The sequence below is a fragment of the Jatrophihabitans cynanchi genome, from assembly GCF_027247405.1.
Classification (GTDB): domain Bacteria; phylum Actinomycetota; class Actinomycetes; order Mycobacteriales; family Jatrophihabitantaceae; genus Jatrophihabitans_B; species Jatrophihabitans_B cynanchi.
Map to the genome: position 1 here is coordinate 3941503 of NZ_CP097463.1, position 15444 is coordinate 3956946.

The following is a 15444-nucleotide window of genomic DNA, read 5'->3' on the forward strand; positions in this document are numbered from 1 at the left end:
ATGGGAACGGACGACGTGCGTGCCGCGGTGCTGGAGCATGTCGCCGCGTTCAATTCGTGGGACACCGGCCGGCTTCTGCAGGGCTTCACCCCCGATGCGGTGTGGGTGACCGGGCAGGATCACTTCGCCGGACGCGGCGAGCTGTCGTCGTTGTTCGATGCCGGGCTGTGGGAGCTCGCGCCGCACCTGGACGTGCTCGGGCTGGTGTGCGCGGATCGGGACGCTGCCGCGCAGTTGCACGAGCGATTGACTGTCGACGGCGAGGTGCGCGAGTTCGACATCGCCGTCTTCTTCCAGCTGGACGGTGGCCTGATCACCCGCGCCAAGGTGTACCGCGAAGGCAGCGCCGACCTCTGATCTCAGTGCGGCCGATCGTCAGAACGGTGGCGCTTCGTCGTTCGGGTCGGGTCCGGTATTGGTTGTCTCTGCCGGTGGTGGTTCGGGGACGGGTAGTTCGGGTGGCCGGTACTGGTAGTGGTGTCTGGTGGCGCTGGTCCAGTGGTAGCTGCCGTCGGGGGTTCGGGTGAGGGTCCAGCCGGCGTGATGCTTCAGGTCATGGTGCCGTTTGCATAACGGTTCGAGGTTGACGGCGCTGGTCGCACCGTCGGGCCATGGGAGCCGGTGATCGAGTTCGCAGGTGTGGGCGCGGCGTCGGCAGCCGGGCATGATGCAGTGTTGGTCGCGGGTGATGACGTGTCGGGCGATCGTCACGGTGGGCTGGTACTGGTCGGTGGTCAGGCTGCTGTCGATCACCGGCCCGGTGGGCACTGTGGATGCTGCGGGCGCGTGCGGGCAGGCTTGGTCGAGGAGCCGCCCGGTGCTGTCGACGGGCCAGTAGAAGCGCTTGGCGCCGGGTTGGGTGGCGACGCGTCGGGCGATGTCGGCGGGGACGGGTTCGCCGTTCAGGTAGCCGGGTTGGTTGTCGGCACCGGTGAGGGTGCTGGCGGCGAGGGTGACGTTCACCGTCGGCCTGAGTCCGTGCTGGGCGGGTAGTCCGGGCATGGCCAGGGCTGCCGCGCAGATCTCCACCAGTGCGTCGGCGCGGCGTTGGTCGGCGGTGCGCTGGTCTTCCCGGCTGGGAGCCTGTCAAGTCTTCTGTGTAAGTGGTCAAGATCGTTGGGTTAGAGGCCGGCGGGGAGCCGGCCGGGGTAGGCCAGGTCGAGGGCGTTGATGGCGGCGCGCCAGCCGGTGGTGGTGGCGCCTTCGATCAGGCGGGGCGGGGCGGTGCGCTTGTTCGCCGGCTTGCCTTTGTCCTTCTCTCGCAGAGCGGCGCGCTTGTCTTCGATGTCGAGGATGGCCAGCCAGATGAGCTTGATGATGGCGTCGTCATTGGGGAACTGGCCACGGTTCTTGATGATCTTGCGGAGCTGGTAGTTCAACGACTCGATCGAGTTGGTGGTGTAGATGACCTTGCGAACCTCCAGTGGGAAGGCCAGGAACGGCACGAACCGGTCCCAGGCTCGTTCCCACGCTGCGACGGTGGCGCCGTACTTCTTGCCGAGTTCGGAGTCGGCGAACGTGGTGAGCTCGTCGAAGGCGGCGTCGGCGTTGACCGCGGTGTAGATCGGCTTGAGCGCCGCAGCGACGGCCTTGCGGTCGTTGTAGGACACGTAACGCAGCGAGGCGCGAATCAGGTGGACCACGCAGGTCTGCACCACTGTCTGCGGCCAGGTCGACTCGACCGCCTCTGGCAGCCCGACCAGGCCGTCGCAGCAGGCGATCAGCACGTCGCGCACTCCGCGGTTGCGCAGCTCGCCGAGCACCTGGTTCCAGAACCGAGCGCCTTCTTGCTGCTGAACCCACAAGCCCAGCACGTGCTTCACGCCGTCGGTATCGACGCCGATCACCACGTGACAGGCCTTGTTGCGCACTACGTTCTGGTCGCGGACCTTCACCACCAGGGCGTCGATGAAGATCACCGGATAGACCGCGTCCAGGGGACGGGTCTGCCAGGCCTTGACCTCTTCGAGGACCTCGTCGGTGATCTTGGAGATCGTGTCATGGGACAGCTCGGTGCCATAGACCCGCTGCAGGTGGTGGCCGATGTCGCGCACCGTCATCCCACCGGCATAGAGGCTGATGATCATGTCCGACAGGCCGCCGAGGCGGCGGGTCCCCTTCGGTACCAGCCGGGGCGTGAAGCTGCCGACCCGATCCCGCGGCGTGTCCAGATCGACCGGCCCGACCTCGGTCAACAACGTCTTCGGCGTCGACCCGTTACGGGAGTTGCCAGACCCGGCCCCGGCCGGGTCACCACGCTCGTAGCCCAAGTGATCGGTGAGCTCGGCCTCGAGTCCACGCTCGAGCACCGCCTTGATCATCTCCGGCAGGAACCCGCCGTCGCCGGTCAACGCGACACCGTCGTCACCGACCTTCGACATCAGATCGTCCAGCCAGCCCTGCCCGGCCATCTCGGCCACCAGCTTGCGCGCCGCCACCCGCGCCGGTGGCACCGGCTCGTCCTTGCGGCTGCGCTTGGCCATGTCCTCCAGTGTCGCCGACACCAGCTGATCGGCCACCGCCGACGGCACCTCGTTCACCGCAGCGGCCCGGCCGCCCGGCATCATCGTGATCGTCATGATCGTGTTCTCCGATCTGTGCGACAGCTCCCGCAGGAGCCTCCCGCACGGGGTTAGCTCAACCCCTCACACAGACCATCTGACACGCCCCCGGCTGGTTCTCGAGCCCCAAGCGGTGACGGCGGTCCAGACGGTTTCGATGCCGTCGGCCGGCGCGAACAGGGTCAACCACCCCATCCCGTCCTCCACCTGCTGTTTGCGCACGTGGCGTTGCGCGGCCGCCTGGCGGTGTTTCTCGCTCTGGGTCTTCGCGTCGTGCCTGGCGATGGCGCGGCGGACGGCGGCGCGGAACTCACCGGGTGTCTGACCCGGCGCCCGCTTCAGGACTTGTGCCTGGACTTTCGCGACCACCGGATCGGGCAGCTCGATGGTGGCGGTGGCCAGGATGCGGGCGTGCACCGCGGACAGGTGCCCGGCACGCAGCAGGTCGAACGTGTCCCACAGGCGCGACGTCAACTCGGCCGCGCAGTCGAGGCGGTCCTGGCTGGTGGCCGGCGCCAGATGCAACGCCAGCGCCGCCTCGTCGCGCAGGAACGCCGCACCGTCCGGGTCACGGCGGGCGAGCTCGGCCAGCAGCTCGGTTTGCTTGGCATCCACCAGGGCGCGCAGCCGGTCACAGGCCTGCAGGGCGTCGATCAGGCCGGTGTCCGACAGTCGGCCCGGCAGCAGCGACTCGATCGCGGTGAACACCGCACCCGAGGGTGTCAGCACGGTCGCCGCGCAGGCGACCTGGTCGGGTCGGTGCAGCACGTCCGACGCGGTCGGTAGTGGGGTGCACTGGGCGGGGTCGACCAGGTCGACGGTGGTCCCGTCGATCTGGATCTGATCGGATTCGCCCATGCGTCTGATTCTACAGCACAGATCTGACATGTCAATCCTTTGGGACCGACTTTCGCCTTATTTTATCGACTGATCCCGACAGAAGGAGAACGTCCGGAGCGGATGCAAACCACCAGCCAAAGGCGACCCGGCAGCGCAAGCCAAGCCGCACAGAGCCCCTCGTCGGTGCGCACTTCGACGGAGAGCAACCAGGAGCGGTCGGCGACCCGGCAGCGGCAACCGACCGAGAGCCGGTCCCGTTCGCCGGTGCGCACTTCGACCTACTGCAACCCGAGCGAGAGGCGACCCAGCAACGCAACTCTTCCGGGCGCCAACTCCTCGTCGCCGCGTCTTTCACGGAGCGCACCCACGAGCGGTCGGCGACCCGGCAGCGGCAACCCATCCGACCTGCGAGCCGGCCGTGCTCAACAACGAGGCAACAGAACCAGCAGCGGCCCGCGACTGCCGCAGCTCGAAACGGGTCATGAACCGTCTCAGGCGCTGGCGCACGAGGCGCTCCAGGTCTTCAATGGCGGTGTGCAACTGCGATGGCGGGCATGGATGCGCGGCTGGACGGCGGCTGTCGTACTCGCGGCCGTGGCGTGCGTGACACTCGTCGTGCTGATTATGAGTCGCGATGCCTCAGCTGGGGCGCGTCAGACGAACCGCTACACCGATTTCCTCGACGGTCCGTCTTCCGGCTCGTCGCAGTGCACGGCGCCGCCGGCCGACAGACACGGCGGCTGGACCTGCTACGAGAGCCCTGCACCCTGATCGGTGGCACACCGCGGCGCTGCATGCCGGTCGCCGGTCATGCGGCACTTCCGCCCACCGGCGGGCCGGGCGCCGGGAGCTATGCCACGACGAGCTGGCGGTGCGGTGCGCCGGAGCGATCCAGTTGCGCCCACACGCCGGCGAGCCGGCGCACGGCCTCGTTCAGCCGCTCGACCGGCAGCGAGTAGGGCAGCCGCAGGAACCGCTCGAGCGTCCCGTCGACGCCGAAGCGTGAGCCGGGGACGATGGCGACCCCCGCCGGCAGCGCCATCAGCGTCAGCGGTGTCGACAGCGGCGCGTCCAGCTCGAGCCACAGCGACAGCCCACCCCGCGGCACGTTGGTGCGCCACTGCGGCAGCTCACGCGCGAGCGCGGCGACGAGCGCGTCGCGCTGTGGCCGCAGCTCGGCCAACCGCGTCGCGAAGATCTCGTCCAGGCGGCCGAACAGTTCCGCGGCGACGAGCTGGTCGAGCACCGCGCCGCCGAGGTCGATCGACGCGCGCAACGCGGCCAGCCGCGAGATCACCTCGGCTGAGGCGCGGATCCAGCCGATTCGCAGCCCACCCCACACCGGCTTGGACAGCGAGCCGATGCAGATGACGGACGGGTCTATCGCCGCGCAGGGCCGCTCGTCCGGCTCGAACCCGAGCCCGACGAAGGACTCGTCGATGACGACCGTCGTGCCGGTCTGGCGCGCGGTGCGCAACACAGCTCGGCGCGCGTCGGCGTCCATGAGCGCGCCGGTCGGGTTGTGGAAGTCGGGGATCAGGTAGGCGAGTCGGGGTGCGGTCTGGCGCAGCGTCGCGGTCACCTGGTCGATCTGCCAGCCCGCGCCGCCGGCGAGCGGAACCGGCACCACCCGCGCGCCGTTCGCCCGGATCGCATCCAGTGCGCCCGGGTAGGCGGGCAGGTCGGTGAGCACCCGGTCACCGGGGCCGGCGATAAGGCGTAGCAGCAGGTCGAGACTGTGCAGCGCGCCACTGGTGATCAGCACCTGGTCCGCGGACGTCGGGACGCCGCGGCCGGTGAACCGGTCCGCGACCGCCACACGTAGCACCGCCAGCCCGGCCGGGTCGTACCCGTCGGCGCGGGTGTACGGGCCGAGCGCGTCGGCCGCTGCGGCAATGGCCGGCGCGAGCACGCCCGGCGGCGCCGGCAGCGCAGCGCAGGACAGGTCGATCATGTCGTCGGCGGCGTCCGAACTGACCCAACGGGCCAGCGACGGGCGCGGGTGCGAGCCGGCCGGCAGGGTCACGTAGCTACCCGACCCGGTGCGACTGGCGAGGTACCCGCGCGAGCGCAGCGCGTCGTAGGCCGCGGTCACCGTCGCCCGGCTCACCTGAAGTGCGACGGCGAGCTCACGCTCGGACGGCAGCCTGGTCTCGGTGACCACTCGCCCGTCCAGCACGAGCGCGGTCACCGCGTCGCTGAGTGCCGAGTACACCGGTCCGGGCAGGGCGCGCAGGTCCGGCAGCAGGGCGGCCAGGGCGCGGCCGCCGAGGCGCGATACGGGAGCCATGCAGCCATCGTGCCACACAATGGTCTGGTCGCAGCCTGGCCACTGCCTCGCAATTGGACGGTGGAATTCGATAGACCGGACCGGCAGACTGGCGGACGTGACCCGAGATGGACTGCTGCGGCGGCTGGTGCAGCTCTATATTGGCCTGCTGATCTACGGTCTGGCCGGCGCGCTGCAGGTACGCTCCGGGCTCGGCCTGGACCCGTGGGACGTCTTCCACCAGGGCCTGTCCAAGCACATCGGGCTGGCCATCGGTACCACCTTGATCCTGGTCGGAGCGGCCGTGCTGCTGCTGTGGATCCCGCTGCGGCAGTTGCCCGGCCTGGGCACGCTGAGCAACGTGGTCCTGATCGGCGTCTCGATGAACGCCTCGCTCGCCTGGCTGCCGCACGTGCACGCAATGGTCTGGCGCATCGCCGACATGGTTATCGGCATCGTGCTGTGCGGCGTCGCGACCGGCATGTACATCGGCGCCCACTTCGGGCCGGGTCCGCGCGACGGCCTGATGACCGGGCTGGCACGCCGCACCGGCCGCTCGATCCGGCTGACCCGGACCTGCCTGGAAGTGACCGTGCTCGCGGTCGGCTGGCTGCTCGGCGGCACGGTCGGCATCGGCACCGTGCTGTTCGCCGCCAGCATCGGCCCGCTGGCTCAGCTGTTCATGCGGATCTTCGACACGAAGATCAGTCGAGATCGTCGTCCGAACGGGCCAGCCAGGTGGCGAACCGGTCGACGGCCACCTCGAACTCCGGGTGCAGATCCACGAACGTCTGCAGCCGCTCACCCAGCCATTCCAGGCTGACCCGCTCCGCGCCCCTGCGCTCGGTCAGCTCCTCGATGCCGCGGTCGGTGAAGTACATGCCTAATCCTCGTCAGCGTCATAACGCACGCCGAGTCGGCGGCGTGCGTCGTCGAGTATCTCCAGCACGCCGATCGTGTCCTCGAGCGGGGCGAGCAGGCTCTCGGTGGCGCCGGCGTGCAGGCACGACTCGACCTCGGCGATCTCCCAGTTGAACCCGTTGCCCTGCACCGGCGCGCCGGTGATCATCCGCTCGCCGGCGGCCGTGTGCACGGTCAGCGCGGTCGGGTGGTGCATGCGTCCTTCGAAGCGCACCCAGCCCGACGTCCCGGTCAGCAGCGCGGCGTAGGGGCTCTCGCTGATCGCGCTGCAGTACACCTGCGCGACCCGTCCGTCGTCGTAGCCCAGTTGCAGCGCCGCGGTCAGGTCGACGCCGGTCCGGCCGCGCGACCCGGCGACGTACACGCCGGCCGGGCGGCCGAGCAGCAGCCAGGCCAGGGTCACCGGGTAGACGCCGAGGTCGAGCAGCGCGCCGCCGCCGGCCGCGGGGTCGAACAGCCGCACGTCGCGGTCCGGGTCGAACGTCTTGGACAGGTCCGCCCGCAGCCCGACGACCTCACCCAGCTCGCCGGCGCGAACCAGCTCGGTTACCTGCCGGATCAGCGGATGCACCCGCATCCACATCGCCTCCATGCAGAACAAGCCGCGTTCGCGAGCCTCGGCCACGACCTCGCGTGCCTGCCGGGCGTTGAGCGTGAACGCCTTCTCGACGAGCACCGGCTTGCCCGCGCGCAGCGCCAGCAGCGCCTGCTCGTGGTGCTGCGCATGCGTGGTCGCGATGTAGACGACGTCGACGTCCTCGTCCTCGACCAGCTCTCGGTACGAGCCGTACGAGCGGGGGACACCGAGCCGGCCGGCGAACGCCGCTGCCCGGCCGCCGTCGCGCGCCGCCACCGCGGCGATGGCGCTGCCCGGCGCGGCGAGCAGGTCGCTGCCGAACTTCGCCGCAATGCCGCCGGCGCCGAGGATGCCCCAGCGGATCGGTGCCATCGCTTACGCGAACGCGGTCGCGACGACCTCGTGCTGCTGCCCCTCGTGCACGGTGAGCGAGCCGACCGCGGGCGAGGCCGACGCGCGCCGCGAGGCGCGCAGCAACGGCCGGCCGTCGAGGTGCTCGGGCAGGTTCAGCGCGATGAACGGCCAGGCGCCCTGGTTGGCCGGCTCTTCCTGCACCCAGACGAGTTCGGCGTTCGGGTACTTCGCCAGCTCGCCGCGCAGCTCCTCCGCGGGCAGCGGGTACAGCTGCTCGACGCGGACGATGGCGACGTCGGTGCGGTCCTGCTCCGCGCGCGCGTGGGCCAGGTCGTAGTAGACCTTGCCCGCGCACAGCAGCACGCGGCGCACCTGGGCCGGGTCGGCCGAGCTGTCGCCGAGAACGGGCTGGAACGAGCCGTCGGTGAACTCCTCCAGCGAGCTGACCGCCGCCTTGAGCCGCAGCAGCGACTTCGGCGTGAACGCGATCAGCGGCCGCCGCACCGGGGACAGGCCCTGGCGGCGCAGCAGGTGGAAGTAGTTGGCGGGCGACGAGCACAACGCCACCGTCATGTTGTTCTCGGCGGCGAGCTGCAGGAAGCGCTCCGGACGTCCGGACGAGTGGTCCGGGCCCTGGCCCTCCTGACCGTGCGGCAGCAACAGGGTGACGGCGGAGCGCTGGCCCCACTTGGCCTCGCCGGAGGAGATGAACTCGTCGATGATCGTCTGCGCGCCGTTGGCGAAGTCGCCGAACTGGGCCTCCCAGCACACCAGCGCGTCGTCGCGCACCACCGAGTAGCCGTATTCGAAGCCCATCGCCGCGTACTCGGACAGCAGCGAGTCGTAGGCCCAGAACGGCGCCTGGTCCGGCGACAGGTTGCGCAACGGCGTGTACTCCTCGCCGTCGTTGCGGTCGATCAGCGTGACGTGCCGCTGGGTGAAGGTGCCGCGGCGCGAGTCCTGTCCGGCCAGCCGGACCGCGCGCCCCTCCATGACCAGCGCGCCGAGCGCGAACAGTTCCGCCGTGGCCCAGTCGACGCCGCCGTTGCTGGCCATCGCCACGCGCCGGTCGATCTGCGCCTTGAGCCGCGGGTGGATGGTGAAGCCGTCCGGCAGGTTGGCGTAGGAGTCGGCGATCCGCTTGATCACCTCGAGCCCGACCGCGGTGATCACCCGCTGCGACGGTGAGACGTTCTCGATCTGCCGTTCGGGTGCGGCCTTGCCGGAGGAGTTGCGCGTCTCGACGAACACCTTCTCCAGCTGCGCCTGGAAGTCCTTCAGCGCTGCCTCGGCGTCCTCCAGGGTGATGTCGCCGCGGCCCACCAGCGCCTCGGTGTAAAGCTTTCGCACGCTGCGCTTGCCGTCGATGATGTCGTACATCAGCGGCTGGGTGAACGACGGGTTGTCCGCCTCGTTGTGGCCGCGGCGCCGGTAGCAGACCATGTCGATGACGACGTCCTTGCGGAACTCGCGACGGTACTCGACGGCGAGCTTCGCGACCCGCACGCACGCCTCCGGATCGTCGCCGTTCACGTGGAAGATCGGCGCGGCGATCATCCGCGCGATGTCGGTGCAGTAGAGCGAGGAACGCGAAGCGGACGGCGAGGTGGTGAAGCCGACCTGGTTGTTCACGACGACGTGCACCGTGCCGCCGGTGCGGTAGCCGCGCAGTTGGGACAGGTTCAGGGTCTCGGCCACCACGCCCTGCCCGGCGAACGCGGCGTCGCCGTGCATCATCAGCGGCAGCACCGAGTAGCCGTCCTCGCCCTTGTTGAGCAGGTCCTGCTTGGCCCGGACGATGCCCTCGAGCACCGGGTCGACGGCTTCGAGGTGCGACGGGTTCGCGGTGAGCGCGACCGCCACCTGCTTGCCGCTGGGCGCGTGGAACGTGCCCTCCGCACCGAGGTGGTACTTGACGTCGCCCGAGCCCTGCGCGGTGCCCGGGTCGATGTTGCCCTCGAACTCGTTGAAGATCTTGGCGTACGGCTTGCCGACGATGTTGGCCAGGACGTTGAGCCGGCCCCGGTGCGGCATGCCGATGACGACCTCGTCCAGGTCCTCGTCGGCGGCCTCGGCGAGCACCGCGTCCAGCAGCGCGATGACCGTCTCGGCGCCCTCGAGGCTGAACCGCTTCTGGCCGACGTACTTGGTCTGCAGGAACGTCTCGAACGCCTCGGCGACGTTGAGCCTGCCCAGGATGTGCAGTTGCTGCTCGCGCGAGGGCTGATCGTGCTTGACCTCGACGCGGGCCTGCAGCCAGGCCCGCTGCTCCGGGTCGGTGATGTGCATGTACTCGACGCCGACACGCCGGCAGTACGCGTCGCGCAGCACGCCCAGGACGTCGCGCAGCTTCATCAGCCGCTCGCCGGCGAAGCCACCGACGGGGAACTCGCGGTCCAGGTCCCACAGCGTCAGCCCGTGCTGGGTGATGTCCAGGTCCGGGTGGGTGCGGATCCGGAACTCCAGCGGGTCGGTGTCGGCCATCAGGTGGCCGCGGCTGCGGTAGGAGTTGATCAGCTCGATGACCCGGGCGTTCTTGTCGATCTGCCCCTCGTGCCTGGTCTCGCGGTCGACCATCCAGCGCACCGGCTCGTACGGGATCTTCAGCGCGGCGAAGATCTCGTCGTAGAACGCGTCGGAGAGCAGCAACTCGTGGATGCGGCGCAGGAACTCGCCGGACTGCGCTCCCTGGATGATGCGGTGGTCGTACGTCGACGTGAGCGTGATCGTCTTGCTGATGGCCCGCTCGGTCAGCGTCTCCTCACTCATCCCGCTGAACTCGGCCGGGTACTCCATCGCGCCGACACCGACGATCGTGCCCTGGCCGGCCATCAGTCGCGGGACGGAGTGGTTGGTGCCGATCGTGCCCGGGTTGGTCAGGCTGATCGTGGTGCCGGCGAAGTCGTCGGCGGTGAGCTTGCCCGCCCTGGCCCGCCGGATGATGTCCTCGTAGGCGTTCCAGAACGCGTGGAAGTCCATCGTCTCGGCGGCCCGGATCGCCGCGACGACGAGCGAGCGCGAGCCGTCCTTGCCGGGCAGGTCGATCGCCAGCCCGAAGTTGACGTGCTCGGGCACCAGCAGCGCCGGCTTGCCCCCCACCTCGGCGAAGGCGTTGTTCATCTCCGGGAAGTCGTGGACGGCCCGCACGACGGCGTAACCGATCATGTGCGTGAAGCTCACCTTGCCGCCGCGGGCCCGGCGCAGGTGATTGTTGATCACCACCCGGTTGTCGGCGAGAAGCTTGGCCGGCACCGCACGCACGCTCGTCGCGGTCGGGACCGTCAACGACGTGTTCATGTTGGCCACGACGCGGGCCGCGGCACCGCGTAGCGGCGTCGGCGACGGCGCGGAGCTCGGCTTGGCGGGCTCTGGCTTGGCGTCCGGCTTGGGGGCTGCGGCCGGCTTGGAAGCGGCGTCCGGCTCGGGTTCGGCTGCGGCCGGCTCGGGTCGGGCTGCGGATCGGGCTGGAGCCGCCGACCCCTCGGATTGCGCCGCCGCGGGCTTGCCGGCGGCCGCCTCCGAGCCGTTCGCCCGCGTGGGTGGCACAGTGGCGCTCGTCGCCGGGTCGGTACCGGGACCGGCGACCGCCGTGCCCGAGTCCGTGGCCGGTGCGACGGGGGTGCGGCTGCGTGTGTCCTGGGCGGCGGTGGTCGCCGCGGCGCCGGCGGGGCGGTAGTCGGCGAAGAAGTCGTGCCAGGCCTCGTCGACACTCGACGGATCGGACTGGTACCGCTCGTACAGCTCCTCGACCAGCCACTCGTTGGCGCCGAAGCTTCCGGCTGTCGAGGATGAGGTTTCGCTGCCTGTCGACTGGTCAGTCGTCGCCACTGTGTCCGGCCATTCTCGTGTCGTCATGCGTCCGCCTGGGGCAAACTTGCCAAACGTTGAGCCTACGCGTCGCGGCCGTCCGGGGCATGCAACGCGGGCCGATTGTGCGCCATCAGACGCGCACCACCGGGACCGGCGCGCGCCGCCGGTGTGGGGCGACCGCCGCAGGGGCATGCTGGGCGTATGCGCGCCGTGGTGCTCGCCCTGGCCCTGCTTCTGCTCGGCGGCTGCAGCAGCAGCGGTTCGCCGGGCCATCCCCGGCATGCGGATGCCGCCACGACCGGGACGCCGACCCCGGCCGCGCCACCGGCCGGCTCGCCGTCTTCCAGCCCGACGTCTTCCAGCCCGAGGTCTGCCAGCACGACGTCTTCTGGCACGACGTCTTCCGGCACACCCGCGCCGGCATCCGGTTCGGGCCCGGCCGGCAACGGGCTGCCGCGTCCGGCCCACGTCGTCGTGGTGGTCCTGGAGAACCACTCCTTCAGCGAGGTGATCGGCCGCACGCAGGCGCCCTTCATCGCCGGCCTGGCTCGCAGCGGCGCCGTGTTCACCCGCTTCTACGCGATCACGCACCCGAGCGAGCCCAATTACCAGGCACTGTTCTCCGGGTCGACCCAGGGGCTGACCAGCGACGCCTGCCCGGTGAACTACCGGGCGCCGAACCTGGGCAGCTCGCTGCTTGCGGCCAGGCGGACGTTCGTGGGTTACGCCGAATCACTGCCTCGGTCCGGGTTCACCGGGTGCACCAGCGGCGCGTACGCCCGCAAGCACTGCCCGTGGATCAACTTCGACCTCCCGGCCCGGGTGAGCCTGCCGATGACCGCGTTCCCGCGCGATCTCGCGGCCCTGCCGACTGTCTCGTTCGTGATCCCGAACCTGCAGCACGACATGCACGACGGCACGCTCGCGCAGGCGGACAGTTGGTTGCGTGCGCACCTCGGTGGGTACGCACGATGGGCGCGCGCGCACAACAGCCTGCTGATCGTGACCGCCGACGAGGACGACCGAAGTGCGGGGAACCAGATCCCGACGATCATCAGCGGGGCGCACGTGCGTGCCGGGCACTACGCGCGGCACTACACGCTCTACTCGCTGCTGCGAACCATCGAGGACATGTACGCGCTGCCGCACCTGGGCAACGCGCGGACGGCAGCCACGATCACCGGCTCCTGGTCGTGATCAGCGCAGTGTGCACAGCGCAGATCAGGATGAGCCGGACAGCTCCGGGATCACGCGCCGCTCGAACAGCTCCACGCTGCCGCGGTCGTAGGCGAAGTCGACGAAGTTGCCGATCGCATAGGACAGTCCGAGCTGCTCGGCCTCGCGCAGCCGCTCGATGATCAGCTCCGGGGTACCGACGAGCGGACCGGTCTCGAACATCTTCTTGTACCGCTCGAGCTGATCGGCCGGGACCAGCGCCTCGTAGTGCGCGACGATCCAGGCCAGCTTGTCCTTGACGTCCTTGTCGGTCTCGCCGATCACGACGTTGTAGTTGCCGGAGCGCACGATCTCGCCGAAGTCGCGGCCCAGGTCGCGGCAGTGCTCGGCGAGGACGTCGGACTTGTGCCGGAACACCTCGGGGGTCGCGTCGAAGTTGGTGTACTGCGCGTACTCGGCCGCGATGCGCAGGGTCTTGCGCTCGCCGCCGCCGGCGATCCACAGCGGGATGCCGCCGTCCTGTAGCGGCAGCGGCCGGCAGATCGCGCCGTCGACCTGGTAGTGCTTGCCGGCGAACGTGGCCACCCCGGCGGTCCAGGCCTGGATCATGATCTGCACGCCCTCGTCCAGCATGGCGAGCCGTTCCCCGGCGCTGGGGAACCCGTACCCGTAGGCGCGCCACTCGTGCTCGTACCAGCCTGCGCCGATGCCCATCTCGAGCCGGCCGCCGGAGACGTGATCGACCGTCGCCGCGACCTTCGCCAGGTACGCCGGATTGCGGTAGGCCATGCAGGTGCACATCTGCCCGAGCCTGATCCGCTCGGTCGAGGCGCCGAGCGCGGCCATCAGCGTCCACGCCTCGTGGGTGGCCTCCTCGGTCGGCACCGGGACGGTGTGGAAGTGGTCGTACACCCACAGCGACTCCCACGGACCGGCGTCCACGGACCGGGCGAGGCCGCGCATGGTGGGCCACTGGTCGGCGGGGGCGATGCCGGCGAGGTCGAGCCGCCAGCCTTGCGGGAGGAAGATTCCGAAGCGCATCGCATCAGCCTATTGCCATCGACACGCGCGCCCGACTTCTGCCCTGCCGGCGAACCTGGTGGTGTCGCTGGATTGATCGGGCTCTGCATGCACTCTTGCGTGCAGAGCCCGATCTTCGAGCTCTGCAGGCACTGTTGCGTGCAGAGCCCGATCTTCGAGCGCTGCAGGCACTGTTGCGTGCAGAGCCCGATCGATTCGACTAGCACTGCCTTGTTGCGGCTGCCGGCGCCCAGTGACACGAGTCCGGCAGAACGAGTCCGGCGGAACGAGTCCGGCGACACGAGTCCCGCGACACGAGTCCGGCGAAACAGATCCAGCGCCACTCCCGCCCAGCGCGAGTAGGGGTCCAGCGCCAGTAGGGTCGGGCCGTGCGGACGGGACGACGGCAGGCGCGCGAACTGTTCACGGTCGCGCGGGTCGCGCGGCTGGCCACCGTGTCGCCGGACGGGCGCCCGCACCTCGTCCCGATCGTCTTCGCGCTCGACGGCGACGTCATCTACTCCGTCGTCGACGCCAAGCCCAAGCGCACGATGTCCTTGCAGCGCTTGGCGAACATCGCGGCGAACCCGGCGGTCAGCGCGCTGGTGGACGAATACCACGAGGACTGGACGCGGCTGTGGTGGGCGCGCGCCGACGGCACGGCCCACCTCGTCGCTGACCCCGCGGCTGCGATCACGCTGCTCGCAGTGCGCTACCCGCAGTACCGTGCGATGCCGCCACCCGGACCGGCGATCGCGATCACGGTGAGCGCCTGGTCCGGGTGGTCCGCGTCAGCCCCAGATCTCGGCGGCCGTCTCGACGAACAGCGCTAGCTTGGCGATCTCCTCGTCCTGGGTGAGCTTGTTGCCCTCGACGGTGGAGGAGAAGCCGCACTGCCCGGACAGGCACAGCTGCTCGAGCGGGACGAACTTGGCGGCCTCGTCGATGCGCCGTTTGAGCTCGTCCTTGGACTCCAGCTCCGGTCGCTTGGTGGTGACCAGGCCGAGCACGACCAGCTTGCCGGGCGGGACGAAGCGCAGCGGCTCGAAGCCACCGGAACGCGCGTCGTCGAACTCGAGGAAGAAGCCGTCGACCTCCAGGCCACCGAACAGTGCCTCGGCGACGAAGTCGTAACCACCCTCGGCGGTCCAGGCGGACCGGAAGTTCCCGCGGCACATGTGCGTGGTGACGGTCAGCCCCTCGGGCCGGCCGGCCAGAGCGGCGTTGATCTGCCGGATGTACCGCTCGTGCTGGTGCTCCGCGTCGGCGCCCTTCGCAGCCAGTTGGGCCCGCTGCGCCGGATCGTTCAGGTAGGCCAGGCTGGTGTCGTCCAGTTGCAGATAGGTGCAGCCCAGGGCGGCGATCCCGCTGACCTGCTTGGCGTACGCCGCCGACAGGTCGGCCCAGAACTCGTCCTCGTCCGGGTACACGCCGCGGTCGATAGCGGCCGGACCGCCGCGGTAGTGCACCATGCTGGGCGAGGGGATCGTCAGCTTCGGGGTACCGGTGGTGACGGTTGATTGCAGGAACTGGAAGTCGCGGCCGAAGATCGGCTCGTCGCCGAGGCCGACCTTGCCGTCAACCCGCAGCGCGGCCGAGGTGAAGTCCAGGTCGCCCTGCGCATTGCGGAAGTGCACCTCGATCTTCTCGTCGGTCCGGTGCACGCCCTGCAACTGGTAGATGAAATCCATGTGCCAGGACGTGCGGCGGAATTCGCCGTCGGTCGCGGTCTGCAGGCCGATGCCCTCCTGCAGCCGGACGACGTCGCGGATCGCGTCGTCCTCGATCGCGCGCAGTTGCTCGGCGGTGATGGTGCCCGCCGCGTGGTCGGCGCGCGCCTGGAGCAGGTGCGGCGGCCGGAGCAGGCTACCGACGTGGTCGGCCCGGAACGGCGGTGTCGTGCGCTGTGCCATCTG

The 15444-nt window shown here is 69.9% G+C and carries 12 protein-coding genes and 1 pseudogene; 4 read left to right on the top strand and 9 right to left on the bottom strand.

Annotated features, from left to right (window positions below; translation table 11 throughout):
• Entirely contained in the window at positions 1–357 is a 357-nt protein-coding gene (locus M6B22_RS19205; RefSeq protein WP_269443177.1) for a nuclear transport factor 2 family protein, read from the top strand.
• 18 nt (positions 358–375) lie between these two features.
• On the opposite strand, the gene M6B22_RS19210 is transcribed toward M6B22_RS19205, so the two are convergent.
• The 4 genes from M6B22_RS19210 to yczR all read right to left on the bottom strand — a co-directional run bounded on the left by M6B22_RS19210 (position 376) and on the right by yczR (position 5691).
• Complete coding sequence (locus tag M6B22_RS19210; RefSeq protein WP_331459747.1) at positions 376–1029, bottom strand: HNH endonuclease signature motif containing protein; 654 nt, start codon at positions 1027–1029, stop codon at positions 376–378.
• A 92-nt stretch (positions 1030–1121) separates the two neighbouring features.
• On the bottom strand, positions 1122–2483 hold the full coding sequence (locus M6B22_RS19215; RefSeq protein ID WP_407935646.1) for an IS256 family transposase: 1362 nt from the start codon (positions 2481–2483) through the stop codon (positions 1122–1124).
• 162 nt (positions 2484–2645) lie between these two features.
• Complete coding sequence (locus M6B22_RS19220; RefSeq protein WP_269443178.1) at positions 2646–3419, bottom strand: DUF222 domain-containing protein; 774 nt, start codon at positions 3417–3419, stop codon at positions 2646–2648.
• An 832-nt stretch (positions 3420–4251) separates the two neighbouring features.
• Positions 4252–5691 carry a MocR-like transcription factor YczR gene (yczR, locus tag M6B22_RS19225; RefSeq protein WP_269443179.1) on the bottom strand — a complete coding sequence of 480 codons (1440 nt, stop codon included), beginning with the start codon at positions 5689–5691 and terminating at the stop codon, positions 4252–4254.
• Positions 5692–5779: 88 nt separating this feature from the next.
• Between yczR and yczE the strand changes: the two genes are divergently transcribed.
• Positions 5780–6493 carry a membrane protein YczE gene (gene yczE, locus M6B22_RS22300; protein ID WP_456237621.1) on the top strand — a complete coding sequence of 238 codons (714 nt, stop codon included), beginning with the start codon at positions 5780–5782 and terminating at the stop codon, positions 6491–6493.
• Here the strand turns inward: yczE and M6B22_RS22305 are convergent.
• From M6B22_RS22305 to M6B22_RS19240, 3 genes and pseudogenes are all read right to left on the bottom strand, one after another.
• Positions 6438–6551, bottom strand: a pseudogene (locus M6B22_RS22305) (DUF6104 family protein); the annotation flags it as partial. The gene yczE and the pseudogene M6B22_RS22305 overlap by 56 nt on opposite strands.
• Positions 6552–6553: 2 nt before the next feature.
• A complete protein-coding gene (locus M6B22_RS19235) occupies positions 6554–7540 on the bottom strand; it encodes a Gfo/Idh/MocA family protein (protein WP_269443181.1) in 987 nt (328 codons plus the stop codon).
• Positions 7541–7543: 3 nt separating this feature from the next.
• Positions 7544–11377, bottom strand: coding sequence for a multifunctional oxoglutarate decarboxylase/oxoglutarate dehydrogenase thiamine pyrophosphate-binding subunit/dihydrolipoyllysine-residue succinyltransferase subunit (locus tag M6B22_RS19240; protein ID WP_269443182.1), 3834 nt, complete (start codon positions 11375–11377; stop codon positions 7544–7546).
• A 156-nt stretch (positions 11378–11533) separates the two neighbouring features.
• Between M6B22_RS19240 and M6B22_RS19245 the strand changes: the two genes are divergently transcribed.
• Positions 11534–12529 carry an alkaline phosphatase family protein gene (locus tag M6B22_RS19245; protein ID WP_269443183.1) on the top strand — a complete coding sequence of 332 codons (996 nt, stop codon included), beginning with the start codon at positions 11534–11536 and terminating at the stop codon, positions 12527–12529.
• Between the two features lie 24 nt (positions 12530–12553).
• On the opposite strand, the gene M6B22_RS19250 is transcribed toward M6B22_RS19245, so the two are convergent.
• Complete coding sequence (locus tag M6B22_RS19250) at positions 12554–13549, bottom strand: LLM class F420-dependent oxidoreductase (protein ID WP_269443184.1); 996 nt, start codon at positions 13547–13549, stop codon at positions 12554–12556.
• Between the two features lie 368 nt (positions 13550–13917).
• Between M6B22_RS19250 and M6B22_RS19255 the strand changes: the two genes are divergently transcribed.
• Positions 13918–14361 carry a TIGR03668 family PPOX class F420-dependent oxidoreductase gene (locus M6B22_RS19255; RefSeq protein WP_269443185.1) on the top strand — a complete coding sequence of 148 codons (444 nt, stop codon included), beginning with the start codon at positions 13918–13920 and terminating at the stop codon, positions 14359–14361.
• On the opposite strand, the gene M6B22_RS19260 is transcribed toward M6B22_RS19255, so the two are convergent.
• Positions 14320–15441: a 5-methyltetrahydropteroyltriglutamate--homocysteine S-methyltransferase gene (locus M6B22_RS19260; protein WP_269443186.1), complete on the bottom strand. Its 1122-nt coding sequence runs from the start codon at positions 15439–15441 to the stop codon at positions 14320–14322. The two genes, M6B22_RS19255 and M6B22_RS19260, sit on opposite strands and share 42 nt — an antisense overlap.
• Between the last annotated feature and the right edge of the window lie 3 nt (positions 15442–15444).